At 44.5% G+C, this 24,585-nt stretch carries 22 protein-coding genes; 1 reads left to right on the top strand and 21 read right to left on the bottom strand.

The annotated features are described in order from the left end of the window. Positions 1 to 31 precede the first annotated feature (31 nt). From proB to L865_RS0117840, 3 genes are all read right to left on the bottom strand, one after another. Positions 32 to 1,150 carry a glutamate 5-kinase gene (gene proB / locus L865_RS0117855; RefSeq protein WP_028774493.1) on the bottom strand — a complete coding sequence of 373 codons (1,119 nt, stop codon included), beginning with the start codon at positions 1,148 to 1,150 and terminating at the stop codon, positions 32 to 34. A 180-nt stretch (positions 1,151 to 1,330) separates the two neighbouring features. After that, the gene (locus tag L865_RS0117850; RefSeq protein ID WP_028774492.1) at positions 1,331 to 2,620 is read right to left on the bottom strand and encodes an NCS2 family permease; all 1,290 of its coding nucleotides are present in this window, start codon (positions 2,618 to 2,620) and stop codon (positions 1,331 to 1,333) included. Between the two features lie 932 nt (positions 2,621 to 3,552). After that, on the bottom strand, positions 3,553 to 5,082 hold the full coding sequence (locus L865_RS0117840) for a M17 family metallopeptidase (protein ID WP_028774491.1): 1,530 nt from the start codon (positions 5,080 to 5,082) through the stop codon (positions 3,553 to 3,555). 219 nt (positions 5,083 to 5,301) lie between these two features. Here L865_RS0117840 and L865_RS0117830 point away from each other — a divergent pair, with 219 nt between their 5' ends. Further along, a complete protein-coding gene (locus tag L865_RS0117830; RefSeq protein ID WP_028774490.1) occupies positions 5,302 to 6,762 on the top strand; it encodes an aminoacyl-histidine dipeptidase in 1,461 nt (486 codons plus the stop codon). 81 nt (positions 6,763 to 6,843) lie between these two features. Here L865_RS0117830 and L865_RS0117825 read toward each other — a convergent pair whose 3' ends face one another. The 18 genes from L865_RS0117825 to L865_RS0117740 form a co-directional block, all read right to left on the bottom strand. Then, positions 6,844 to 7,296, bottom strand: a complete 453-nt coding sequence (locus tag L865_RS0117825) for a hypothetical protein (protein WP_028774489.1) — start codon at positions 7,294 to 7,296, stop codon at positions 6,844 to 6,846. Further along, a complete protein-coding gene (locus L865_RS0117820; RefSeq protein ID WP_028774488.1) occupies positions 7,283 to 7,615 on the bottom strand; it encodes a hypothetical protein in 333 nt (110 codons plus the stop codon). Before L865_RS0117820 ends, L865_RS0117825 begins: the two co-directional genes overlap by 14 nt. 161 nt (positions 7,616 to 7,776) lie before the next feature. After that, positions 7,777 to 7,992: a hypothetical protein gene (locus tag L865_RS0117815; RefSeq protein WP_028774487.1), complete on the bottom strand. Its 216-nt coding sequence runs from the start codon at positions 7,990 to 7,992 to the stop codon at positions 7,777 to 7,779. 57 nt (positions 7,993 to 8,049) lie between these two features. Continuing rightward, positions 8,050 to 8,508 carry a GNAT family N-acetyltransferase gene (locus tag L865_RS0117810; RefSeq protein WP_211237712.1) on the bottom strand — a complete coding sequence of 153 codons (459 nt, stop codon included), beginning with the start codon at positions 8,506 to 8,508 and terminating at the stop codon, positions 8,050 to 8,052. A gap of 517 nt (positions 8,509 to 9,025) precedes the next feature. Further along, positions 9,026 to 9,454 carry a GNAT family N-acetyltransferase gene (locus tag L865_RS0117805; RefSeq protein WP_028774485.1) on the bottom strand — a complete coding sequence of 143 codons (429 nt, stop codon included), beginning with the start codon at positions 9,452 to 9,454 and terminating at the stop codon, positions 9,026 to 9,028. Positions 9,455 to 9,732: 278 nt separating this feature from the next. Beyond that, complete coding sequence (locus L865_RS0117800) at positions 9,733 to 10,866, bottom strand: pre-peptidase C-terminal domain-containing protein (protein ID WP_028774484.1); 1,134 nt, start codon at positions 10,864 to 10,866, stop codon at positions 9,733 to 9,735. Between the two features lie 661 nt (positions 10,867 to 11,527). Continuing rightward, a complete protein-coding gene (gene dinB, locus L865_RS0117795) occupies positions 11,528 to 12,604 on the bottom strand; it encodes a DNA polymerase IV (protein WP_028774483.1) in 1,077 nt (358 codons plus the stop codon). A 167-nt stretch (positions 12,605 to 12,771) separates the two neighbouring features. After that, positions 12,772 to 14,781 (bottom strand): methyl-accepting chemotaxis protein, encoded by a 2,010-nt coding sequence (locus L865_RS0117790; RefSeq protein ID WP_028774482.1) that lies wholly within the window; start codon positions 14,779 to 14,781, stop codon positions 12,772 to 12,774. Positions 14,782 to 15,055: 274 nt separating this feature from the next. After that, positions 15,056 to 15,523 (bottom strand): bacterioferritin, encoded by a 468-nt coding sequence (gene bfr, locus L865_RS0117785; RefSeq protein ID WP_028774481.1) that lies wholly within the window; start codon positions 15,521 to 15,523, stop codon positions 15,056 to 15,058. A gap of 9 nt (positions 15,524 to 15,532) precedes the next feature. Then, positions 15,533 to 16,006, bottom strand: a complete 474-nt coding sequence (gene bfr / locus L865_RS0117780) for a bacterioferritin (protein ID WP_028774480.1) — start codon at positions 16,004 to 16,006, stop codon at positions 15,533 to 15,535. Between the two features lie 183 nt (positions 16,007 to 16,189). After that, on the bottom strand, positions 16,190 to 16,414 hold the full coding sequence (nqrM, locus tag L865_RS0117775) for a (Na+)-NQR maturation NqrM (protein ID WP_028774479.1): 225 nt from the start codon (positions 16,412 to 16,414) through the stop codon (positions 16,190 to 16,192). 135 nt (positions 16,415 to 16,549) lie between these two features. Next, positions 16,550 to 17,566 (bottom strand): FAD:protein FMN transferase, encoded by a 1,017-nt coding sequence (locus L865_RS0117770; protein ID WP_028774478.1) that lies wholly within the window; start codon positions 17,564 to 17,566, stop codon positions 16,550 to 16,552. A gap of 95 nt (positions 17,567 to 17,661) precedes the next feature. Further along, positions 17,662 to 18,909 (bottom strand): NADH:ubiquinone reductase (Na(+)-transporting) subunit F, encoded by a 1,248-nt coding sequence (gene nqrF, locus L865_RS0117765; protein WP_028774477.1) that lies wholly within the window; start codon positions 18,907 to 18,909, stop codon positions 17,662 to 17,664. A 46-nt stretch (positions 18,910 to 18,955) separates the two neighbouring features. After that, positions 18,956 to 19,564 carry an NADH:ubiquinone reductase (Na(+)-transporting) subunit E gene (nqrE, locus tag L865_RS0117760; protein ID WP_028774476.1) on the bottom strand — a complete coding sequence of 203 codons (609 nt, stop codon included), beginning with the start codon at positions 19,562 to 19,564 and terminating at the stop codon, positions 18,956 to 18,958. A gap of 5 nt (positions 19,565 to 19,569) precedes the next feature. Next, positions 19,570 to 20,202 (bottom strand): NADH:ubiquinone reductase (Na(+)-transporting) subunit D, encoded by a 633-nt coding sequence (locus tag L865_RS0117755; protein ID WP_028774475.1) that lies wholly within the window; start codon positions 20,200 to 20,202, stop codon positions 19,570 to 19,572. Beyond that, a complete protein-coding gene (locus L865_RS0117750; RefSeq protein WP_028774474.1) occupies positions 20,202 to 20,999 on the bottom strand; it encodes a Na(+)-translocating NADH-quinone reductase subunit C in 798 nt (265 codons plus the stop codon). Before L865_RS0117750 ends, L865_RS0117755 begins: the two co-directional genes overlap by 1 nt. Next, complete coding sequence (locus tag L865_RS0117745) at positions 20,992 to 22,191, bottom strand: NADH:ubiquinone reductase (Na(+)-transporting) subunit B (protein WP_028774473.1); 1,200 nt, start codon at positions 22,189 to 22,191, stop codon at positions 20,992 to 20,994. The genes L865_RS0117750 and L865_RS0117745 overlap by 8 nt, the downstream gene beginning before the upstream one ends. Continuing rightward, complete coding sequence (locus L865_RS0117740) at positions 22,191 to 23,525, bottom strand: Na(+)-translocating NADH-quinone reductase subunit A (RefSeq protein ID WP_028774472.1); 1,335 nt, start codon at positions 23,523 to 23,525, stop codon at positions 22,191 to 22,193. The genes L865_RS0117745 and L865_RS0117740 overlap by 1 nt, the downstream gene beginning before the upstream one ends. Between the last annotated feature and the right edge of the window lie 1,060 nt (positions 23,526 to 24,585).

The raw sequence follows: 24,585 nt of genomic DNA, 5'->3' as shown, positions 1-24,585 counted from the left end.
TACCTCATTATTTAAACTAGAATTTTTTGTTTTACAACACAACCATGTCATTGCGATGCACGACCGCATCACCGTAGTCGTACCCTAGCAAGGCTTCAATCTCATCGGAATGTTGACCGGCTATTAAGTTTAAGTCTCGCGAACTATACCGTGTCATACCGCGGCCATGTTCACGTCCGGCTTCATCGACAATTTGCAGGGTCGCACCGCGCTCAAACTGTCCCTTTACGGCAATCACGCCTTTAGACAGCAAGCTTCGACCTTTGGCGGTTACGGCATTAATGGCGCCGCTGTCTAGCACTAAGCTACCTTTGGTTGCAGGGCCAGCTAAGATCCACTGTTTACGGCTCTCTAGTGGGTTTTCAAGCGCGGTAAAATGGGTACCGACTTGTTGCTTTGTGACCGACTTGGCTATCACATCTTGATGATGTCCCGAAGCAATCACCACCTCAACACCCGCGCGTCGAGCTATGTCAGCGGCTTCAAGCTTAGTGGCCATGCCGCCTGTACCTAAGCCAGATACTGCACCACCCGCAAGCATACGTAAGCTGTCATCAATATTGACCACTTGTTTAATCAGCTTGGCATCAGGGTTACTGCGAGGATCGGCATCAAACAGACCTGTTTGGTCGGTCAGTAAAATCAATAAATCGGCATCGCACAACAATGCAGCCCGTGCTGACAAATTATCATTGTCACCCACCTTAATTTCAGTGGTGGCCACTGCATCGTTCTCGTTGATAATTGGAATGATACCTTGTGCAAGTAGCGCATTGAGCGAGTCGCGGGCATTAAGATAGCGTTCACGGTCATGTAGATCGGCGCGAGTGAGCAGCAGTTGCCCCACATGCAAACCATAAATCGCAAACAACTGCGACCAAGCGAGAATAAGTTGACTTTGACCCACTGCCGCCAGTAACTGTTTGTTCGCCATGGTATCGGCAAGTTCGGGATAGCCCAAATGTTCGCGTCCAGCGGCAATTGCGCCAGATGTGCACAACACCACCTCGACACCGGATTGCATCATTTGCGCCATTTGTCTGGCTAATTCGACCATGTGGGCACGGTCCAATTTGTTTGAACCAGAGGTCAGTACACTGGTACCTAACTTTACCACCACCCGGCGGTAACCAGTCTCACTAGAATTCATGCTACTTTCGAAGAAAAAATGTCGGGTTTAGGGTTATACCCAATCTAGTGATAAATTGATAGCCGTAGCGTTGATTATGATAATTTATCCGGTTTTAGTTGCGATAACTGCATTAAAAAGGGCCATCGAATTGATGACCCTTAATAAAATGGCTAAAATTAGCACCATTTGAAGACTAAATTATCCATAGATGAATTTAGCAATAAATAGTGCAGCTAATATTACAACCCCAGCACTCAAATCTTTGTAGCGACCGCTAAATAATTTGATAACGGCATAAGAGATGAAGCCCATGGCAATGCCGGTGGCAATCGAGAACGTGAGTGGCATCAAGATACAGACCACAACCACAGGCGCAGCTTCAGTTAAGTCTTCCCATTCTACGTGCACTAGACCTGACATCATCAAGATAGCCACATAAAACAAGGTTCCCGCAGTCGCATAGGCCGGCACCATACCCGCAAGCGGTGAAATAAACAGTGCAAGCAGGAACATGATACCTACAACCACAGCCGTTAAACCGGTACGACCACCAGCACTAACGCCAGCGGTACTTTCGATGTAACTGGTTGTTGTTGACGTACCTAACATCGCGCCAGCAATTGTAGCGGTGCTATCTGCGGTTAAAGCACGATTGAGTCGTGGCAAGCGGCCTTTATCATCGAGGAAACCACCGCGCTGCGCGACCGCAACTAAGGTACCTGATGTATCAAATAGGTCGACAAACAAAAATGCAAATACCACGGATAACATGCTGATCTCTAAAACCGAAGAGAGATCCATTGCCATAAAGGTAGGCGCTAATGACGGTGGTGCAGAGACAATGCCATTGTATTGCACATCACCAAATAGCAAGCCCAATAGCGTGATCGACAAAATTGAAACAATGACCGCTGATTTCATGCCACGATGCACTAACGCAATAATCATGAAAAAGCCCAATACTGCCATCACCGCAGGAAAGGCGGTGATATCCCCCATGGTCACTAAAGTGGCTGGGCTGGCAACAACAATACCGGCACTTTTCAAGCCAATAAGTGCTAGAAACAGACCAATACCGGCAGCAATACCCAAACGCAGCGACATAGGAATACTATTTACAATCCATTCTCTAATTTTCACCAGAGAGAGGATCAAAAAGCAGATACCAGATAAGAATACCGCCCCGAGTGCGGTTTCCCAGCTGTAACCCATTTCGCCAACAACCGTATAGGTGAAAAAGGCGTTTAAGCCCATGCCCGGTGCCAGTGCAATAGGATAATTTGCCACTAATCCCATAATTAAACAGCCTAACGCGGCCGCTAAACAGGTAGCAACAAATACGGCGCCATGGTCCATACCGGCGTCAGCTAACATCATTGGGTTAACAAAAATAATGTAGGCCATCGTCAAGAAAGTGGTTAACCCCGCAATCACTTCCTGCTTCAAGCTCGTTTGGTTTTCAGTTAGTTTGAACAGTTTTTCTAACATGGAACAAGGTTCCTTGAATTATTATCGTTTTAGGTTTGTAGGTGTACTTGCCAACAGCCGCATGGGCCGTTTTCGGCTGCGCTGATTATATACCGAACAGAGATAAATGTAAGAAATTAGTTATAAGAGAGTGTGACTTAGTTAACTAATGCCAATCCAACAGCGAAATACGCTGTTTAGCCCCACTTGATAGCTGGCAGGTAATACCAATCAGAAAAATAACCAGGCCTATCTGTAAATTTTAGGCAAAAAAAAGCCTGCTCAATGAGCAGGCGAAGACATTTTCAAGTGTTCCGAAAGGAAAATGTTACCGCGCTAGCGGATGTCACTGGTAAATCGACGCCAAGGTGGATCAATTTACAACTTGAGTCTACACACCCCAAATGGGGAAAAGGTTGATGGATGATGCAACCACTTAAAATCAAGTGAACTTAAATAGGGGGATAAGTTCAAACGACTCAGGGGTGATTAGCCCTTACTTAAAGCTCATAGCAAACAACCCGCCACGCAGCGCGTTAGTGTCAAACCAAGCATTCTGCCAATATACGTGTTGTGTTCCAGTGTAAGACATAGTCAATACTCCTAACAAAGTTGTTAAATAAATACTCTAGTCAAACTGCGTATTGGTCACTGGGTCAATAGTCACTAATACCGTAGAGTCAACTTGTCGCTCGATTCCTTGGAGAGTTATCAATCCTAGATAGACTTAGAGGTGGAAGACACCTTGCCTAACCAACGAGAGAGATTATAGCTAAATGTAGTTTTATTACAACAATTATTTTCAAAAAACCTTAAAAAAGCTATTTTGCGTAATTTTGCAACAAAAAATTATCGATATCGAACATATAACAAACAAGCACAGAAACAACAAAGGCCTAAATAACAGTGCATTACAGCATAGTTAGTTAGGCCTTACTGTTTTTGGTGTAAAATTACAAAATGTAATTAAACAAGCCGACTAAGGGCGCTGCGGTCGGTTTACCGTATAAAGGATCACCTTCTGTCGCGCTACCGGCAATATCGATATGAGTATAGGCAATGGGCTGTGCACTGTGTAAGGCATGCTGATCTAACCCAGATGCTTTTAGCAAAAACGCCGCGGGATATTGATGACCACGGGCCGTGGCCGAAGACGGACCATTATTAGATGAAATACAGTCGGCAGCATCTGATGGATCGACAATTTTACTAAAATCTTCTTTGCGTAAGCGTGACACTTCTGCTGGTTCACCCCAACTCTCACCAATAGATTGCATTTTATCTGCAACACCTTGTTGGCGAGCCACACTATTTTCAACCAGCGCAGTATACCCACCGTAAGCTCTCACAACATGACCTGTTAACGTAGCCACTGAGAACATTTGCGGTGCAACGGCCGTTTGGGCTTTCGCACGCAAATGCGACAATAAATCAGCTAATACTAAGCGCCCTTCTGCATCAGTATTACCAATACGCACTGATACACCCGCGTGACTAGTGATGATTTCATCGGTTACAAAAGCTTCACTGCCGATGCTATTTCTAACCAAGCCTAACTCGGCAACCACTCGCACACCTTTAGGTTTGAGTATCGACAAGGTCTTCATCAAGCCAGCAACAGCAGCTGCGCCACCTTTGTCGCGGCTCATGCCCGCCATCCCGCCCGCAATCTTGATATCAGCACCACCGGTATCGTAAACCACACCTTTGCCGGCAAACAGGTACGTGGCGTTAATCTCACCTTCAGGGCAGTATTCAACTTTCACAACCCGCGGTTGATGACGTGCAACAGCAAACGAGCTGCGACCTACTGCGCTTAGCAGCGGGTAATCACGCTCAAGTACATCTCTATCTTCTACTACCGAGACCTTCAAGTCAGAATCTTGATAAGCATCGAGGCAATACTGTGCGAAGGCCGGTGCAGACATACGCTCAGGCTCTGTGCCACACAGATCTCTTGCTAAAATTCGCCCCGCTTCAATTGCGTTCAACGCTTGGCACTGATCGTCTGATGCCAATAACCCAATCGCCTCAAAGTCACTAACATCACCACTGGCTTCACGGCGCTCAAGCGCAACCCATGACTCTTGACCTACGGCTAACGCGGCAACTTGCATGGCATGCTGATACTGCTGTTCACTATTACTAGCCACTAATAATAGCGGTTTCTTCGCTCCCGCTTGTTTGGCTAAATTAATCCCCGCACGAGCAGCATCACTGTATACACGCACGTCAGCGTAATCGTCACCACTATTAAGCACTGGAGAGATAATGAGTCGACCACCGGCTAGACCCGGTGCAAGTAACATTGTGGCACTGCGACCAACACGGTGATCAATATTGGCACCATGGCCTGCAAGCAAAGTAATTTCGTCAATCCCCAATGTCGACACATCAGTGGCGACCACCACCACAGCATCCCAACCCTCACCTTCAAAAATTGCTTGAGGGTCGTTAACACTGACATAGTTTATCTGAGCCATATCTATTCCTTCTGCTTGTGTCTTTTATCACATTTGCTGTGCATTATTGACTGTATTGCGGTTAAAGCCAACCGCTTTTGCAGGTGGTGATATCAAGGCTGGAAACTTAGTATGACAGTGAACATTTTTCATAGACCAGCCAAGGCCTACAGCGAGCAAAGACTGTGATAGACTAGGCCAAATTTGACCTCGTTATCGTTTTCTATAGGGGAGTTATCTGTGGCCACACTTAGTCAATTACAACCACAACCACTTTGGCAATGGTTCGAACAGATCTGTGCAATACCACATCCATCAAAGCATGAACAAGCATTAAGTGCCTACATTCAAAACTGGGCAAAAGAAAAACAACTTGAAGTTGTCGAAGATAAAGTCGGCAACCTTATCATCAAGAAACCTGCCACTGCCGGCATGGAAAACCGCAAAACGGTCGCGCTGCAAGCCCACATCGATATGGTGCCGCAAAAGAATGCCGATAAAGTCCACGACTTTGAGAAAGACCCCATTGAAGCCTATGTCGATGGCGATTGGGTAAAAGCCAAAGGTACCACTTTAGGTTCTGATAATGGCATCGGGATGGCATCGGCTTTAGCGGTGTTGGGCAGCGATAGCATTGTTCATGGCCCACTTGAAGTGTTACTGACCATTGATGAAGAAGCCGGCATGACCGGGGCTTTCGGCCTTGAATCTGGATACTTAGATGCAGATATATTGATCAATACTGATTCAGAGCAAGAGGGTGAGATCTACATGGGCTGTGCTGGCGGCGTGGATGCCCAAATTAGCCTACCACTAGTATGGCAAGCACCAGAGCCAAGCAACCAAACCTTTACTTTAGCTTTATCTGGCCTAAAAGGCGGTCACTCTGGCGTTAACATTCACCTTGGCCGCGGTAATGCCAACAAGCTATTGGCTCGTTTCTTGTTTGATTATGCCGATGAGCTAGCGATTGAACTCACCGCATTTAGCGGCGGTTCACTGCGTAACGCGATTCCACGCGAAGCTAACGTCAGCTTTATGATCCCAAGTGACAATGTAGAGCGCCTGCACGCACTGATTGAATCGTACACTCAGCTAATTCGTGAAGAGCTAGCCATCGCCGATCCAGACATGCAGATGACATTAACCGCAACGGATGCCGCCACCCAAGTGATGAGTGAAGCCACTCAAGACAGTTTACTTAATCTACTCAATGCAGCGCCAAACGGGGTTATCCGCATGAGTGATGAAGTAGAAGGTGTAACGGAAACATCACTTAACGTGGGTGTCATTAGCACTGAGGCTGAGTCTGTTGAAATACTTTGCCTGATCCGCTCATTGATTGACTCAGGCCGTGAGCAAGTAGAGGGAACCCTAACGGCACTTAGCCGCTTAGCGGGCGCAGAAGTAGAGTTCAGTGGCGCCTACCCAGGCTGGAAGCCAGATAACAGCTCACCAGTCATGGCGATAGTCAAAGATACCTATGAAGCCATCTACAACAAAGAGCCTGTGATCATGGTGATCCACGCAGGTTTAGAGTGTGGCTTATTTAAGAAACCTTACCCAGAGATGGACATGGTTTCAATTGGCCCCACCATTCGCTACCCACATAGTCCAGATGAAAAAGTATTAATTGAAACGGTCGATCAATACTGGAAACTGCTACTTGCTGTGCTAGAGCGCATTCCAGCGAAGAGCTAGTTCATTAGTTTGTCGAACGCTATCAATAAAAAACGCCGATATTAACTATCGGCGTTTTTTAATTACAACAAAAATTGTCATCTACTTTGAAATTAGGTCATCAATCTCGTCAAATAAATCGAGTAAGTTAATCTCAAGGCTTTTACCTTCAACTGCCTTTATAAAGTCGTTACGGAAATCTAGCGGGAGCCTTTGAAACTTCTCTTCCTTAGCAATCATTTCTAAAGACAAATATTGGAGTTTTAAACTATCAATGTTAAAAGAAGAGCTTTGCAAAGAATGTGCGAGTGAGATTAACTCTGCGTGGGCTGAGCAGTCTACAATCCGCTTCTCTTTTAAGTAAAAAATACTCTCAGCAACTTCATCACGCTTAAAGCTTTTTAAATCAACAGCCATGACTGGCTGTTTTTGTTTTTCAAGTCTAATACAATCTGAAACTTTTAGTTCATACTCGCTATAATGCTCTGGCTGCGCTACAGCATCGAAACTCATTACTACACCGAATATAAGGCTTTGAAAGCTAACGTGTTTCATTATAAACACACCTCCAGAATTTCAGCTCATTTTGCGAAAGTTCACTTGATTTTAAAATTACCATTTCGCCAGCAATGTCACTTGTTTTGCGCCTAAGAATAGGTGTGGAGGAAGCCATAGCCTTACCAAGTAACTCGAAATCAGTAGTCTTTATTTTGTAGGATGCTGATACAGGTCCGTTTTTGGTAAAAATATCATTCAGCACAGAAAGTCCTAATGTAATAGTCAACCAATTTGCTCGCTTGGTTAACTCCCGCATTTCTCGTATCGCTTCTTTACTGTCTGAACCAAATCGTAGGCCATCAATTAAACAGGTCATACTTCCTCCTTAAATACCTTTCAACGCGGCAAATAAATCCTTTTATAAGCCATAACTTAGTTAGCTTCTATCTCCAAAAAACTAACATACTACCTATCAATTACTATCCCCCAAAAGTATCTCCATTGTAATTCTTAAATGCCTTTTTCTCATGGATTACCCTATAAAATAAACCAGTAGTTTTCACTAAGCCCAGAAGTCATTAACCACTTCGATGTAAAACCCGCGCTAGCGAACAGGAAAACCACACCAGCTAACCAAGGTAAACCTCCTTCCCAGCTAGTCCACTCAATTTGAGCAAATCCGAATACAAAAATGTAGGCAACAATGGCCCAGACTAATACTACGCTGACCATACTGCCTATTAGTGATGACATGACTTCCTTTTCCTCATTTTAAGTACTTAACCAAACATTTATTGCCATCGTTTGATGTTATATGACCAGCAGCTTTGAAAGGCAAATGGAGCGGCTAATGCCAACATATCTCCCGTACGCACGTGACTGTGAATAAGAGTTACGCTCATAGAAACTCAACGCCTTTAAGTTAACTCTACGTGTAGAAAGCACAGCTTTTCGGTAGCCCTTCTCTACGGCATAGTTCTCGAGCTGTTTTAGTAAATAAGCGCCAGCGCCAGCGCCAGGTCTACGAGAGTACATTCGTTTCAATTCACAAACTTCATTTTCGTGATATCGAAACACGCCACAAGCTACCGGATTATCATTTAAATAAACCACAATACATCCATCTTTCGATGAATCGTAAGCATCAGATGCAAAAGAGCTCTCACCGGAATCACGAGTAATTTGGCGAAGAGATAAATTTAGCTCATCAACGAGTGCGATAAAGTCGGCGTGGCTAGGCGCTACTTTTCTAGTCTCAAATGTCATCATTGTTATGTCTTGCATAGTTAAGGAACGGAAGCTAGCAGGCTAGGTTGTCGAAATTGAATATGCCAGCTATAGAATCAGACCAATGTCTGCGCCACTCTTAGAAAGTTCAAATTCACTCTGTTGAAATATAGCAAAGATAAAAACAAAAGGACTCACACACCAAACTGCGATATGTACAACTGAAAGAAAAACTAACATCCCAAGTGTCATATATATTCTCTGTATCACCCTAACACGTCGAATTTCTCGTAATATCCATCACAATAAATTACCTAAAGCATTAATTAAAACTTTACTAAATTTGATGGTGTTAGCAATTTAACAAAGCCGAATTCCGGCTTCAATCACCCTTTAGTCTGGATAAATGCAGGAATTTATTACTGACGCTTTATAGATGCAAAGAAAATATGTCAAAGCGACGACTATTGAAGTTAAAAAGCCAGTTTGGCATCCCTGTACCTCGTTCATAAGCGCAATCGATGCTTCGGCTAGTGATGCACACGATTGTCAACAAAACCTACTCTAGCAGAGTTTTTCTTAAACCTATGCGACTGTGCCCCTTTGGAAAATCATCAAAGCGGGTAAACTCGATAAACCCTAGACGTTGATAAAAACCGGGTGCTTGCCAGCTCTGAGTCCATAACCATAAACCTGATAGCTGCAGCTCTGCGGCATAGGACTCAGCAGCCTGCATCAGCTGTTTACCTAGCCCTGTGCCACGACAACTATCATCTACCCATAGCTCATCAATATAGAGCCAATCCCACAATAACTGCCCGGTCAGTGCCCCAATCAACTTGCCCTGCTCGTCTACTACTGTCCAGTTGAGCCACTCACATTCGTACTCAGGGGCTTGCAACCCGTGACTATGACGTTCAAAACCAGCTGACAGCTGCAGTTTTTTTTGCGGCTCCAACTTGCCCACTGCAAATTCAATTTTTGTCATCTTGCTCACCTTAGCACTTCATTAACGATATTCTGGCTCCGCCACCATGCAGTCAACCTTTACCGACAGTAGTGACGCAAAGGACAGGTTATCACTTCGATAGCAGCGGCAATTGAATATAGCGTCGGCTAATAAACAGTATGTTTATCTGAGTGCATGCTAGCATGCATGCTTTAGCCTATCTCACGGTAGCAGTTTGCGCTGCGTAAAATAGGCTAAAACCGGACTACAGCCAATCAATATTGGCGCTAAGCCGGGCTACTTATAAGTGCTGAGGATTAGTCCCAGTCAACTGACAATACGGCATCCTCAAAGTCACGATAACCATTAACCATAATGTACCAACTACCTGCTTGCGCAGAAAGACTATCACATACCTCATTGTTGCCGCCTTTCCAAGGACGACAGTCATAGTCATTCACCGTTGGTTGTTGATTATACTTGACGTATAAATCCGCATCACCACTGCCACCGGATAGGCTAACGCGCAAATTACTGGCACCACTTGGTAACTCAAAATAGTAATCTAAACTGCTATTGCTTTGTCCCGAAATTAGGCGCGCTTGCCCTTTGATTAGTTCATTACTGCCACTTTCTGGCGGTGTGTCGTTTTGCTTGGTTAGTGTGACATCGTCAATCGTCTGGTGATTGCGGTCGATGAAACGCACTCGCATTGAGTCACCTTCTACGTCAATACGCATTGCGCCGTTGTCTTGGTTATATCGAAACTCACTACCTACAACACAGCAGTTCTCGAAATTATACGGAGAACGGCCACCCAAACCATTTACAAAGTAGTACACCCCTTCGTGCTGTATGCGCTCGTAACTATGATCATGGCCAGATAACACAACATCCACGCCCCACTTGGCATAGTCCAATTGAGTCTCACGATTGCTGCCGTGGCGACCACTTGAAAAGGGCGAGTGATGCAGATAGACCACTTTCCATAAAGCTGTAGAACTACGGACATTATCTTCTAGCCAGTCAGACTGAGCATTGCTCATATCATCACTATTGATTGTGAAAAACTCTACATCACCTTGGGTAAACTTGTAGTAGTCAGTGACACAGGGGAAGGTTGCATCATATCCATCTCGTCCTTTCCAATCATGGTTACCATATGTGGGATAGAATCGATTTTGTGAACAAGTTGCACTAATGAAAGTATCGTAATAGGCCACGACTGAAAGCGCATAGTTATTTTCATAATCATTATCACCAACGGTGAGTACCGCATCAGGATTCCAACTGTAAACTAATTCACTGACATCGCTCAGCGGTGCACCAACGTCACCAAAATCACCGATAACCGCAATTGTTGTTGCCGCGACAGGCATTGATGCTAGTAATGTTGTTGTGCAGCTTACTGCACCAACCACTAAGATCGCGAGTTTATTACCTTGAACCATTTTGACCTCATATTTTTCTTAAAAAATTCACCGATAAATAGGTGTTAGTTAATTTATTAATAAACTAACTCCCAAAAGCAAAATGCATTCATCATTTTGCGCCGAGGCAATTTAGGCGAAAAATATCATCAAAATATTAAGGTTGAATCTTTATTTATCATTTAAAATCACTTACCCAGAATTCGTTCAAATAATTAGCAATCACTCACGCTATATCCTTGCTGACTTAAATTTATTATTGCCCCAGCTTTAAATCAGCAGAACTGATAATAAAAAGTTTTATAACAAAAGATTAGCCACCAAACAGTCTGACTAGTCATAAGTTGAGACAGTCCTCTCTATGGGAATGGATACTAAAATAGTGAGTTCAAGCAAAGGTGATAAAGGCGGAACATTAGGCACGGCTGACGCGTGGATAGAGGTGCAAGTCACCCTTTATTAAACCATCATCGTCAAATAACGCATAACATGGGCGATAGTAATATGAACCGTGATATAAATTGATGGCTTAAGGTAATTAATCACAATAGCTGATAATTGCCTTATGCACAGTGGTAAACACTACGCCAACCCGCGTAGCGTTTTTATATATTTAAAAATACTTATTACCGCTATTTACTCAAGCGTTGTCACTGTCATACCCACAGCAGTAGCCAAAAGCTCAAAAGCCTAAGTCTAACTGGGCACTGGATTTAGTCGCTGCATCTTGCGCGACCATTTCGCTAGCTAAGCCTACCGATACGCCTAGCAGACGAATGCCTCTGCCTTCGCGTCTATCCATCGCCTGCTCCAATAACTCATAAAACAAGTTAACTGACACTTCATCGCTACGATGTTCAATCGTGGTTTGCTTAAAATCATCAAACTTAAGTTTCACGACTTGCTTATGGATCGGCCGGGTTTTAGCACTACGGCTTACCCGTGCGCCCAACTCTTGAATTAACTGCGGCATCACCGCTTTGCACTGATCTAACGTATGGATGTCTTTTGCCAGCGTGGTTTCAACGCCAACGGACTTACGCTCACGATGGGTAGATAACGCTCTTGGGTCGATCCCTTGCGCGCGCTCAATAAGTACATGCCCAAATTTGCCGAAACGTTGAATCAACTGAGCATGGTCAAAAGCTTGTACATCGGCACAAGTGGTTAATCCCATCTGCTCAAGCTTTTTCGCAGTCACTTTACCCACGCCTGGGATCTTAAGCAGGGGCAAGGTTTTAACAAATTCAGGGATCATCTCTGGCGTTATCACATATTGACCATTAGGTTTATTCAGATCTGAAGCAATCTTGGCTAAAAACTTAACCGGGGCAATACCCGCTGATGCCGTTAACCCGGTAAGCTCAAAAATCTCCTGCCGAATTGCTGCGGCGATTAACGTGGCCGAGCCTTTATGTTGTTTGCTGTCACTCACATCTAAGTAGGCTTCATCCAGTGATAACGGCTCTATCAGGTCGGTATAGCGTTCAAATACCTGGCGTATTTGCGCCGATGCCTCTTTATACACATCCATGCGGCCAGGCACTAAAATCAAATCTGGGCATAATCGCAACGCGTAAGCCGATGCCATTGCAGAGCGCACGCCAAACTGGCGCGCTTCGTAATTACAGGTGCTAATCACCCCACGTCGATCGCTGCGTCCGCCCACAGCAATAGGCTTGCCGCGCAACTCAGGAAAGTCACGCATCTCAACCGCGGCATAAAAGCAGTCCATATCGACATGAATAATTTTTTTCACACAGCACCTCCAACGTCAATATACTGTATATTTAAACAGTGCTCAACTTAGGCGGCAACGTTATGGCGATTATTTCACCAATTTAAACGACTGCGTGATAAATGGGATATCAAAAACAAAAAAGCAGCCCGAATGAAGGCTGCTTTTTCTAGGCAGAGTGAATCAAATTACACTTTGAACTGCTGTATGTTTTCAGACAGCGCTTCGGTGACTTGCTGGAACTCGCGTAAATTTTGACTCAGTGCTTCACTCGATGACAATGATTCATCAGAAAGACCACGCACATTCTCGACATTACAAGCGACCTCTTCAGCCACAACAGCTTGTTGACCCACCGCAGAGGTGATCTCAATGGTTTGTTGCTGAATTGCAGTAATCGCACTGGAGATGCTACTGAGTGCTTCTTCGACTTGTGCCGTCAAATCTTGGCCTACATTGGCCTGTTCAACACCAGATTCCATCACCTGCTCAGCCTCTAGGGCATTTTGCTGCAGCGTTTGAATAATCTCTTGAATATTGGCTGTCGAGTCTTGTGTCCGCGACGCTAGGGTACGAACCTCGTCGGCAACAACAGCAAAACCGCGGCCCTGCTCACCGGCGCGAGCTGCCTCAATAGCAGCATTTAGTGCAAGCAGATTGGTTTGCTCAGCTATGCCGCGAATCACACTTAGCACCTCGCCGATTTGCTCTGAGCTGGTCCTCAGGTGGCGCACAACTCCGGCAGCTTCAATCACTTGCTGCGACAATGACGCCATACCTTGACTGGCTTTAGCCACAATCGCGGTACCGGCAGAAGATTCAGATTCTGCTTGTTCAGCAAACTCTGCCGCACGCTGCGCACTATTGGCCATCTCTTGTGAAGTGTGTGCCATCTCAGTCGCGGCAGTGGCCACAGATGCTATCTCTTGCTTTTGTTTAGCCACGCTCACTAGCGCTTGCTCGCACACTGACACCGCATTATCAACGCCGGTATCCACTTTTGCGGTTAGGCTTTGCGTCTGTTTCAACATGGTTTGCACTTTAACTGCAAACTGATTGAAGGCATCGCCCAGTTGCCCAAGCTCATCTTCACGTTGCATATGGATCCGCTTGCTAAGATCACTGTCGCCTTCAGCAATATCTTTCATTGCATCAAGTAACTTGTTAATTTGCGCCCTAAATGGAATCAACATGACCCATACTGTCACCCCCACCAACAACATAATGCCCACAGCTAATATGGTCGCACTCCAAGCCGCTTCATCTACTGGGGCTTCAATGACGTCCATAGGCAACATAAAACCTAAATACCAACGCTGCTGTGGGTAATCAGCACCAACGCTAACGTAGCTAACCCGTTGCGGTTCACCTTGATAAGTCACTGTGCCAAACCCAGCGCTGCCGCTGCCATGACGTGCCATTTGCTGAGCTAAAGCACCAAAGCCTTGAGTATCACGGAACTGGGTATCGACTTTACTCGCATCTGTACCCGGTGGAAACGATTCTGTAAATCCAGGGAAATAAACCAGCTTGCCACCCTCGGTGATAAGGAAAGCTTGGCCCTCTCCTTGATACTTAAGCGATGCCAGCAGCTCGCTACCAATCGTATCAATAAGAATGTCCATCCCCCCAATACCAATAAACTGGCCTTGTGAGTTACGGATCACCGATTTTACTGTAGCGGAAATTGAGCCATCATTGGCATCAACAGCGGGATCGGTCACATACATGCCATTCTTGTCGATACCCTCCTGCCACCACGGACGTTTATTGGTGTAGTAGTTGGCGTCGTTGTAACGGCCGTTGAGATCAAAATATTCAAAGGTATTGGCTGAGCCAAAGAATACGGATTTGATGTCGCTATCCGTATCGGAGAAATGACGGAAATACTTAACAACATTTTGATACTGGGGATCGTTGTCAATATCACTCAGCCTGCGATCATACTGGGTAAACCAGTCAACCACTTCTGGTGATGAAAACACCGCATCAACCAATTTGGCTTTAGTGACAAAATAGCTGCCAACTTCATGGGATTTGAGATTAACGAGACTGGCAAGATCTGTGTCAATTTGGGCACGAGTACGATCGCTTTCTGCGTTAACTAAATACGCTGAAACCATCACCAGCAACACTGCTAATGCACCAACAATTGCGACCACTAGTTGTAAACTTAATGAGCGTTTAATCAGTCCCATTAGGCATCCTTATTATCATTATTCTTTTACAATCAGCCTATTAATCTACCAGATTTCAAATTAGATTTAATCGCGAAATGTGATCAGCAGCACAAATAAGTATGATGCGTTACCCATACAGGGGTGAACAGATAATTAGATAAGTAAAGGGATGGATTGACGATATAAAACGTCAACAAATAAAGATAAAACAGTGTGTACCACAGGGAGGAATAATCAAAAAATGCGCTTTGTCAGCTCTAGTGAACAAAGCGCATACTTAATAGCATTTTGCCTACATTTTAGTCTGCAGATAATTTTGCAAACCAATTTTATCAATCAAACCTAGCTGCTTCTCTAACCAGTACATATGGTCTGATTCAGTCTCGTCCAGCAATACCTCTAAGATCTCGCGCGTCTGATAATCTTGTTTCTGTTCGCACTGCGCAATTGCTTTACGAAGGTTATCAGCCACCATGTATTCATACTCTAAGTCGTTTTTGAGCATCTCTTCGGGTGTTTTACCAATCTTTAATGGTTCACGACTCGCCACATCTGGTGTGCCACCCAAGAATAGAATTCTTTGCACTAGTTTCGCCGCATGCTCTTTTTCATCGTCAGATTCATGTGAAATACGCACATGGAGTTGTTCAAGTCCCCAATCTTCGTACATTAGGCCATGAACAAAGTACTGGTCCATTGCTGAAAGCTCACCCGTTAACAGGCCATTGAGTGTATCAATAACGTCTTGATTGCCTTTCATGTCGTGCTCCTAGTCCTTGTCCATTTGCGATTGTAAGTAATTTTGAATACCGGTCATGCCAATCAACTCTTGCTGCGCATCAACCCAGTCTAAGTGCTCTTCTTCATCATCAAGCAGCTTTTCCAATAGCTCACGGCTAACGTAATCTTGGGCTTGTTCACAGATAGCAATGGCATCTTTTAACACTGGGATTTGTTGCTCAAGTAGGATTTTATCGCAGCTAAGCATCTCTTCACTGTGCTCACCAATACGGAGCTTCTCTAGCTGCTGCAGATTAGGCAGCCCCTCAAGAAATAAGATCCGCTCAATCAGTTTGTCAGCGTGCTTCATATCTTGGATAGACTTTTTATAGGCGCGCTCATTTAGCTCACCTAAGCCCCAGTTTTTAAACATTCTTGCGTGTAAGAAGTACTGATTGATTGCCGTTAACTCTATGGTTAGTACTTTATTGAGTTGAGCAATAACTGTTGGCTCACCTTTCATGAAGCTCTCCCTGAATAAAATTGATCTAAATCAAAAAGCAGGGTATTACACTTTTTGCTAAAAAACAAATTTTCCTTTTATTACAATCACTTAATAATGATAAGCGTTAGCATTTGCAATTAGATTGACCTTTTACCGTGCACAAAAAAAGCACCCTAAGGTGCTTTTCATCGTGCTTGTTGCTTACAAGATGCGGTCTTTAGTGAGCTTTTCAGTTCGCGCTTCTTCTTCAGCCATGCGGGCTTTACGCTTGTCGCATGGGTCATCACAATCACAAGCTTTATCGATGCCTAATGCGCCTAAACCGCCACAACTTCCTGCCACAGCTTTTCGCTTAACAATATAGCCAATCGACATCAATACAAAGAACAGCAGTAACACGACAAATGCTGCAATAAAAGTGCTCATGTTAACTCTCCAATCTAACTCAGTGTTGCTCACTCAGTTAAAATAATTTTCGGCGTTATTCTGTCTTTATCCGTAAAATCACTAACGCGGGTATGATCTATTATACACCGTTCAACAAACGATATCATGCATCTGTTAGAGGTTCACAAATGGCTTAAACGCACTGCTATAGTGAACTTCAAACCCATCAGATTGTTTTTCAATTAGCATTATCGCTAGCTGCTCTTGCTCAGCTAATGCCAATGATTTTTCGACCCCTAGCACCATCATCGCTGTGGCATAGCCGTCAGCCACCATAGATTGTGGATGCAGAACCGTCACCGATGCTAAATGATGATCAATCGGATAACCGTCGCGTGGATCAATCAAATGCGAAAAACGGCGCCCTTGCTCTTCATAATAGTTGCGGTAATCACCCGACGTAGCCATGGCCAAATTTCCAGGTTCTATCACTAATTGTACCTGACGCTCGTCAACATCTGGTTGCTCGATAGCAACACGCCACGGCGTATCATCGGCTTTCAGACCATATAAACTCAGCTCACCGCCAATCTCAACTAAGTAACCTTTAGGTTGATACTTATCTAAAATTTCGGCAACTTTATCAACACCAAAGCCTTTAGCAATTGATGATAAGTCGACATACAAGTCTGGTATGGTCTTACGCAACTTAAGTCCATCAAGGTGCAGGTGCTCTATACCTGTTTTGGCTTTAGCTGCATCAATCACAGCTTGAGAAGGGACTGATGTCGGTCGTTTATCCGGGCCAAAACCCCACAAGTTCACTAGTGGGCCGAGGGTAATATCCAGAGCGCCATCGGTCTTGTGGTATAGGTCGATGCCTTCACTGATAACCAAGGCAGTATCAGTCGATACTCTGACCGTTTCATTGCGGCGTAACTGATTGAATTTAGAAAGTTCAGAGTTTTGTCGATAGGTCGACATTTGGTTGTTGACCAACTCTAAAGCGACATCAATTTCCGCTTGCAGTAACTGCTGATTAGGTTCTTTATCACCGGGCACCAACTTGATGTGGTAGGTGGTCCCCATGGTTTCACCACTAAGGGAAATAAGTTGTGGTTGTTGACCACATGCTGAAATAAAAAAGGCTAGCCCCACTAGGACTAACCCATTTGTTAAGGCCTTAATCATATGACCAATATCCTTTATCACGCTAAACTACAGATGGCAGCCTTAATGTTAAGACTGCCATTCAATTGCGTAGATACTATCTAAGCCGTAGCAGATTATCCACCGAAATCATCAAGTAGGATGTTTTCGTCTTCAACGCCTAAGTCTTTAAGCATACCGATAACCGCTGCGTTCATCATTGGAGGACCACACATGTAGAATTCACAATCTTCTGGTGCTTCATGATCGCGTAGGTAGTTTTCATAAAGTACGTTGTGAATAAAGCCAGTGTAACCATCCCAGTTATCTTCTGGTTGTGGGTCTGATAACGCTACGTGCCACTGGAAGTTATCATTATCCGCCGCTAGGCCATCAAAGTCTTCCACATAGAACATTTCGCGGCTTGAACGTGCACCGTACCAGAAGCTCATCTTACGCTTAGAGTTAAGACGCTTAAGCTGGTCGAAGATATGTGAACGCATTGGCGCCATACCTGCACCACCACCAACAAATACCATTTCTGCATCGGTTTCTTTAGCGAAGAACTCACCAAATGGACCAGAAATAGTCACTTTATCACCCGCTTTAAGGCTCCAAATGAATGAAGACATCTTACCGCAAGGTAGTGAAAGATTGCGTGGAGGCGGCGTCGCAATACGTACGTTCAACATGATGATACCTTCCTCTTCAGGATAGTTCGCCATGGAGTATGCACGGATTGTTTCTTCGTCAACTTTAGACTCTAGCTTGAAGAAGCCAAAGTGTTCCCAGTCGCCACGGTACTCTTCAGGTACGTCGAAGTCAGCGTACTTAACATGGTGCGCTGGTGCTTCAATCTGAATATAACCACCGGCACGGAACGGCACTGATTCACCATCAGGGATACCAAGCTTAAGCTCTTTAATAAAGGTGGCTTTGTTATCGTTAGAGATAACTTCACATTCCCACTTCTTAATACCAAAGATCTCTTCTTCAAGCTCGATTTCCATGTCTGATTTTACGTTTACCTGACAAGATAAACGGCAACCGCCACGGGCATCACCCTTTGAGATATGGTCTAGCTCTGTTGGTAGGATGTCACCACCACCAGATTTAACGATAACCTTACACTGACCACAAGAGCCACCGCCACCACATGCACTTGATACGAAGATACCGTTATCAGCCAGTGCACCTAGCAGCTTACCGCCAGCGCCAGTCTTAATCGCTTTATCAGCATCTTCATTGATGCTAATTGTAATATCACCACTTGGTACTAACTTTGATTTGGCAAAAAGAATAACCAAAACCAAAACCAATACAATCGCGGTAAACATAGTCACACCGAGATATACATCGATTGGTGTAGATTCAAGAATACCCATTAACTTATCCTTTAAGGTTCAAATTAAGATGTCGTCAATGTGCCTCTTACAGAGACACACCTGAGAACGACATGAAACCTAGAGCCATCAAACCAGCGGTAATAAAGGTAATACCTAAACCACGCAGTCCGTCAGGTACATCGGCGTACTTCATCTTTTCACGGATACCGGCAAGTAATACCACTGCCAGTGCCCAACCAATACCAGAACCGATACCGAACACTAAGCTTTCGCCTAGGTTGTAATCACGTTCAACCATGAACGAAACTGCACCAAAAATTGCACAGTTAACGGTGATCAGTGGTAGGAAAATCCCCAGCGCGTTATATAGCGGTGGAAAGTACTTATCCAATGTCATTTCAAGGATTTGAACCAGTGCAGCAATTACACCAATAAAGGTGATGAACTTAAGGAAGCTCAAATCTGCATCAGGTACACCAGCCCAAGCCAATGCGCCCGGAGCAAGAAGACCTTGATAAATGATTTGGTTAACGGGTACTGAAATTGCCAATACCACAATAACCGCAACACCTAGACCCATGGCTGTAGTTACTTTCTTAGATACTGCTAAGAAGGTACACATACCAAGGAAGAAAGACAGGGCCATGTTTTCAATGAAAACAGAACGAATTAATAGACTAATATAATGTTCCATTGTGCTTACCCTTTTGCTTCTACTTGATCAGGCTTCATCGTACGAATGATCCAAATCAGCACACCGATAAGGAAGAACGCACTTGGAGGAAGCAATAACAGACCATTTGGCTGATACCAACCGCCATCAGAAATCTTGCTCAAGATTTCAATACCAAATAGCGAGCCATTACCAAAGAGTTCACGAACGAAACCAACGGCAACCAAAATAGCGCCATAGCCTAAACCGTTACCGATACCATCCATCATACTCATCAATGGTGGTGTCTTCATCGCGTAAGCTTCAGCACGTCCCATCACGATACAGTTGGTAATAATCAAACCAACAAATACTGACAGCTGCTTAGCAATATCGTAAGCATAAGCTTGAAGCACCTGGTCAACCACAATTACCAAAGATGCAATAATCGTCATCTGTACGATAATACGCACACTACTTGGAATGTGGTTACGAATTAACGAGATAAATAGGTTTGAAAACGCACAAACTGCGGTCAGTGCAATAGTCATTACCACAGCAGTTTCCATTTTACTGGTCACCGCCAATGCGCTACATACACCCAGAATTTGCAAGGCAATTGGGTTATTGCTAATAATCGGTCCTGCTAGAACCTCTTTTAACTCTTTAGCGTTAGCCATTATCCTAGCCCTCCGTTGCGAGCTTTCTCGATAAAGGGAGCGAAGCCCTCTTCACCTAACCAGAACTCCAGCGAGTTTTGAACACCGTTACCTGTTAGCGTGGCACCAGATAGTGCATCAACACCGTGCTCTGAAGCCGCAACCACTGGGTTTTTAGTCACACTAATAGCCAGTTCACCCGCTGCGTTATATAGCTTCTTACCTTGCCACTTCGCGATCCAGATTGGGTTTTGAACTTCACCACCAAGACCTGGGGTTTCACCCGCGCCAGTGAAGTCGTAATAAACCAAGCTACGAATGGTGTTAAGGTCAGCTTCTACTGCAAGGAAAGCAAACATGGTAGACCATAGGCCGTAACCTTTAACCGGTATAATAACCGTCGCAAGTTCACCGCTATCGTCTTTGACTAAGTAGATAACGCCTTGGTTAGCAACACGCTTAACTGAAGCAATATCGTTTTGTGGTTTGAAAGACGTGGCCGGAGTACGGGCAGCTTTTTCAACATCAAAGGTATTTGCATCTACACCTTCAACCCAGTCACCACTTTTTAAATCAACTACTTTAGCTTCAACATACTTGTCGTAAGCGGTAATGATTTCATCTTTAGTCACCTTGCCAGCTTTAGTATCAATAAGACCTGCAGCTTCAAGAATGTACTTTTGCTTATCAAGCAATTTATTTTCTTGTTGAGTTGGCTTTAGCAGTACTGCCGCTGTTGATACGGCAACAGAACAAACAAAACATAATCCAACAACAATGAATAGCGTTCTTGCGAACGACTCTTTATTACTAGCCACGTGCAATCCTCCGCTTGATATTCGCTTGAACCACAAAATGGTCGAACAGTGGCGCAAATAAGTTGGCAAATAGGATGGCCAACATCATGCCTTCAGGGAATGCTGGGTTGATGACACGAATAAATATCGCCATCGCACCAATCAAGATACCGTAAGCCCACTTAGCTTTATTTGTAAACGAAGCTGAAACTGGGTCAGTTGCCATGAACATCATACCGAATGCAAAACCACCCAGTACAAAGTGCCAGTACCAAGGCATAGCAAACATTGGGTTGCTGTCGCTACCGATAAGGTTTAGTAACATTGATACAGCAATCATACCGACCATCACACCACCAACAATGCGCCATGACGCGATGCGGGTATAGATGATAACTAGACCACCAAGCAAGATTGCAGCAGTTGATACTTCACCGACAGAGCCTGGAATGAAACCAAAGAATGCATCCCACCAGTCTTGAGTGAATCCGTACTCAAGCGTACCTTGTGCCGCTAGGCTCAGCGCCGTAGCTCCTGAGTAGCCATCAGCAACAACCCATGTGGTGTCACCAGACATGCTAAGAGGATACGCGAAGAAAAGGAAAGCACGACCGGCCAGCGCAGGGTTAAGGAAGTTACGCCCTGTTCCGCCAAATATCTCTTTCGCTACAACCACACCGAAGGTGATACCCAGTGCAACCATCCAAAGTGGGATTGTTGCCGGTAGGGTCAACGCAAACAGTACTGAGGTTACGAAGAAACCTTCGTTAACTTCATGGCCGCGAACTGAGGCAAACAGCACTTCCCATATGCCACCAACCGCAAAGGTCACAGCATATATGGGTAAGAACCAACAAGCACCGTACCACATTAAGGCAGGCACACCTGATGATGCAGTAAGCTCAGTACCAAATAGACCAAATAGGGCTACTTGCCATGTATCTGGCGTGGCGAAACCTGCAAGCAATTGAACTTGTGCTTGCAAACCTACGTTATACATACCCACGAACATTGCAGGGAAAGTACACGCCCACACGGTGATCATCATGCGCTTAAGATCAAGGTTATCACGAACGTGAGTACGACCTTTGTTTACATGACCCGGTGTATAAAATACTGTGTATGCAGCTTCAAAAAGCGCATACCACTTTTCGTATTTACCGCCTTTTTCAAACTGCGGTTCAATACCTTTGAAAAACTCTTTCAAGCCCATTAGCCTTCCCTCACAATCGTATCTAAGCAGTCACGCAGATATGACGCATAGTCATACTTGCCTGGACATACGAATGTACATAGTGCCAAATCTTCTTCATCCAACTCTAATGCACCTAAGGTCACTGCCCCGTCAGTATCTCCCGATACTAGATCGCGCAATAACATGGTTGGCAAAATATCAAGCGGCATCACGCGCTCATAGTTACCAATCGGTACCATGGCACGGTCAGAACCACCTGTGCTAGTTGTCATGTTGAACAAGCGTGATGGCGATAGATGAGCAAGGAATGCACGTGTAATTGAGTACTTTTGCGCACCAGGCATAGCCCAGCCGATGAACTCTTGCTCGCGACCTTCTTCAAGTAATGAAACCTGATTATGGAAGCGGCCTACAAATGCGTGGGCACCCGCAGCGGTTTTACCATTTAAGATAGAACCTGAAATCGCACGAATTTCACCGTCAGCTGCTTCATTGGCAACAAGTTCAGTGGTAGACGCACCAACGTGGGTACGAACTAGGCGTGGTTTCAATGCTTTAGGACCCGCAAGTGCAACAACGCGCTGCGTTGTCAATTCACCAGTAGTAAATAGATGACCGATTGCAATCACATCTTGATAGCCCACATGCCAAACTGTGCGTTTTGCAGAAGCAGACATAAGGAAGTGGATATGCGTACCAACAAGACCTGCGGGGTGCGGGCCGGCAAATTCTTCAACTTGCGCATTGGCTGTAGGCATATCAGCACCAGGCGCTTTACAAAGGTAAACACTACCTTCGGTAAGACGCGAAAGTACTTTTAATCCGTTCTCAAACTCAGCTTTATGCTCGTTAATAATAACGGCAGGATCAGCTGCAAGTGGATTAGTATCAATTGCGGTAACAAAGATGCCGGCATTGGTTGAGTCAATAGCAGGCGCTTTACTGAATGGACGCGTTCTTAGCGTTGTCCATAACCCCGATTCGATAAGGTTATCTCGAACAAGCTGCTGATCAAGCGACTCTAAAGCACTAGCTTCGTATTTAGCAAAAGAGATGCTGTCATCTCCTGCTACTTCGATAACTACTGACTGAAGAACACGCTGAGCGCCTCGGTTAATTTCTGATATTGTGCCACTGGCTAAAGCAGTATATTTAACGCCAGGGTTCTTTTTGTCTTCAAAAATCACCTGACCTTTTTGCACTTTATCGCCCACTTTGATTTTCATCGTAGGACGTAAGCCAATATACTCTTCACCCAAAGTAGCTACATGTTTAATGGCTGGGCCATCATGGATAACTTGCTCTGGTCCGCCCGTTATAGGCAAGTCCAACCCTTTCTTTATTGTAATCATATCCACAAGCACTACGTTATGAAGGAAAGATAATGCGTCGCGTTCCTGCTTTATTTACGACAGGTTTTAAACAAACTCTATCGCATTGAGCTAGCGCAGATTTATTACAGAAATGCGATCGCAATCACGCTGGTCGGGCGCATTTTACCGTAAATGTCACCTTATCGCTACGAAAAATACGTGTGTTTTAAAAGGTTATTGAGGATTTTAACAATGAGAAACGGATCACAATGTCGATAATTGTTTGATTCAGGCACACCTAAAGCTTTACCGTGCCCTTCCCTATCAGGGTTAGCAGCAATTTCAAATATCAACGGCAGATTTGTTAACAATTATTTTGAGCTACAAATCGACACACCTAACCGTTCAAAAAAACAGCAACCCAGCTTATGCGAAAATTTCATATATTAGCACTGACAGCCTAATTTTCGGCTTAAGCAGCCATTAATACAGGTTTAGCTGTATAACCATGCCAAAATATAGGTGTTTGAGAATAGGTGAAAGACAATTGGGCCGCGCCGCGTTTTAAACAATTTATACCAACCATTCATAAGAATTTAGTCGACTTAGCGCTTTGGGCAAACGAGTTTAAGGGGAATAACCTCACAATAGTGTTCCCTTGTGAGGTTATACCAATCAGTATAAGAATTTAATCTACTCAGCGCGCTTTGGGCAAACTAATTCAAGGCGAATGATTGAAACAATGGTTGTTCCCTTGTGAAATCATTCAACGCAGAAGTAGGCAGCCTAAAACGCGCCAGAATGGCGAGTTTTAGCGATTCTGATGCTGTGTTAACGAGCTTAACCGTAGAATAACTATGCTCTTCACTCGTTGCAAGCCACATGGATGTGGTGAATGTCATTAATGCAGGAGCATTTAAGGACCTTACCTCAGAACCGCTAAATTCTCGCTGAGTGACTAAATGTTTATACTGATTGGTATTATTCAACGCAGAAGTAGCCAGCCTAAAACGCGCCAGATTGGCGATTTTTAGCGATTCTGATATGTGTTAACGAGTTTAACCGTCGAACAGCTAGGCTCTTCACTCTTTGCAAGCCA

The organism is Shewanella waksmanii ATCC BAA-643 (assembly GCF_000518805.1).
GTDB classification, from domain to species: domain Bacteria; phylum Pseudomonadota; class Gammaproteobacteria; order Enterobacterales; family Shewanellaceae; genus Shewanella; species Shewanella waksmanii.
Note: the sequence above shows the minus strand (reverse complement) of the source record. Positions and strands in the feature narration are given on the sequence as shown.

Coding starts and splice junctions, on each gene's coding strand:
- proB (WP_028774493.1), bottom strand. CDS start 1,150: ATGAATTCTAGTGAGACTGGTTACCGCCGGGTGGTGGTAAAGTTAGGT.
- L865_RS0117850 (WP_028774492.1), bottom strand. CDS start 2,620: ATGTTAGAAAAACTGTTCAAACTAACTGAAAACCAAACGAGCTTGAAG.
- L865_RS0117840 (WP_028774491.1), bottom strand. CDS start 5,082: ATGGCTCAGATAAACTATGTCAGTGTTAACGACCCTCAAGCAATTTTT.
- L865_RS0117825 (WP_028774489.1), bottom strand. CDS start 7,296: ATGAAACACGTTAGCTTTCAAAGCCTTATATTCGGTGTAGTAATGAGT.
- L865_RS0117820 (WP_028774488.1), bottom strand. CDS start 7,615: ATGACCTGTTTAATTGATGGCCTACGATTTGGTTCAGACAGTAAAGAA.
- L865_RS0117815 (WP_028774487.1), bottom strand. CDS start 7,992: ATGTCATCACTAATAGGCAGTATGGTCAGCGTAGTATTAGTCTGGGCC.
- L865_RS0117810 (WP_211237712.1), bottom strand. CDS start 8,508: ATGATGACATTTGAGACTAGAAAAGTAGCGCCTAGCCACGCCGACTTT.
- L865_RS0117805 (WP_028774485.1), bottom strand. CDS start 9,454: ATGACAAAAATTGAATTTGCAGTGGGCAAGTTGGAGCCGCAAAAAAAA.
- L865_RS0117800 (WP_028774484.1), bottom strand. CDS start 10,866: ATGGTTCAAGGTAATAAACTCGCGATCTTAGTGGTTGGTGCAGTAAGC.
- L865_RS0117790 (WP_028774482.1), bottom strand. CDS start 14,781: ATGGGACTGATTAAACGCTCATTAAGTTTACAACTAGTGGTCGCAATT.
- bfr (WP_028774481.1), bottom strand. CDS start 15,523: ATGAAAGGCAATCAAGACGTTATTGATACACTCAATGGCCTGTTAACG.
- bfr (WP_028774480.1), bottom strand. CDS start 16,006: ATGAAAGGTGAGCCAACAGTTATTGCTCAACTCAATAAAGTACTAACC.
- nqrM (WP_028774479.1), bottom strand. CDS start 16,414: ATGAGCACTTTTATTGCAGCATTTGTCGTGTTACTGCTGTTCTTTGTA.
- L865_RS0117770 (WP_028774478.1), bottom strand. CDS start 17,566: ATGATTAAGGCCTTAACAAATGGGTTAGTCCTAGTGGGGCTAGCCTTT.
- nqrF (WP_028774477.1), bottom strand. CDS start 18,909: ATGGGTATTCTTGAATCTACACCAATCGATGTATATCTCGGTGTGACT.
- nqrE (WP_028774476.1), bottom strand. CDS start 19,564: ATGGAACATTATATTAGTCTATTAATTCGTTCTGTTTTCATTGAAAAC.
- L865_RS0117755 (WP_028774475.1), bottom strand. CDS start 20,202: ATGGCTAACGCTAAAGAGTTAAAAGAGGTTCTAGCAGGACCGATTATT.
- L865_RS0117745 (WP_028774473.1), bottom strand. CDS start 22,191: ATGGGCTTGAAAGAGTTTTTCAAAGGTATTGAACCGCAGTTTGAAAAA.
- L865_RS0117740 (WP_028774472.1), bottom strand. CDS start 23,525: ATGATTACAATAAAGAAAGGGTTGGACTTGCCTATAACGGGCGGACCA.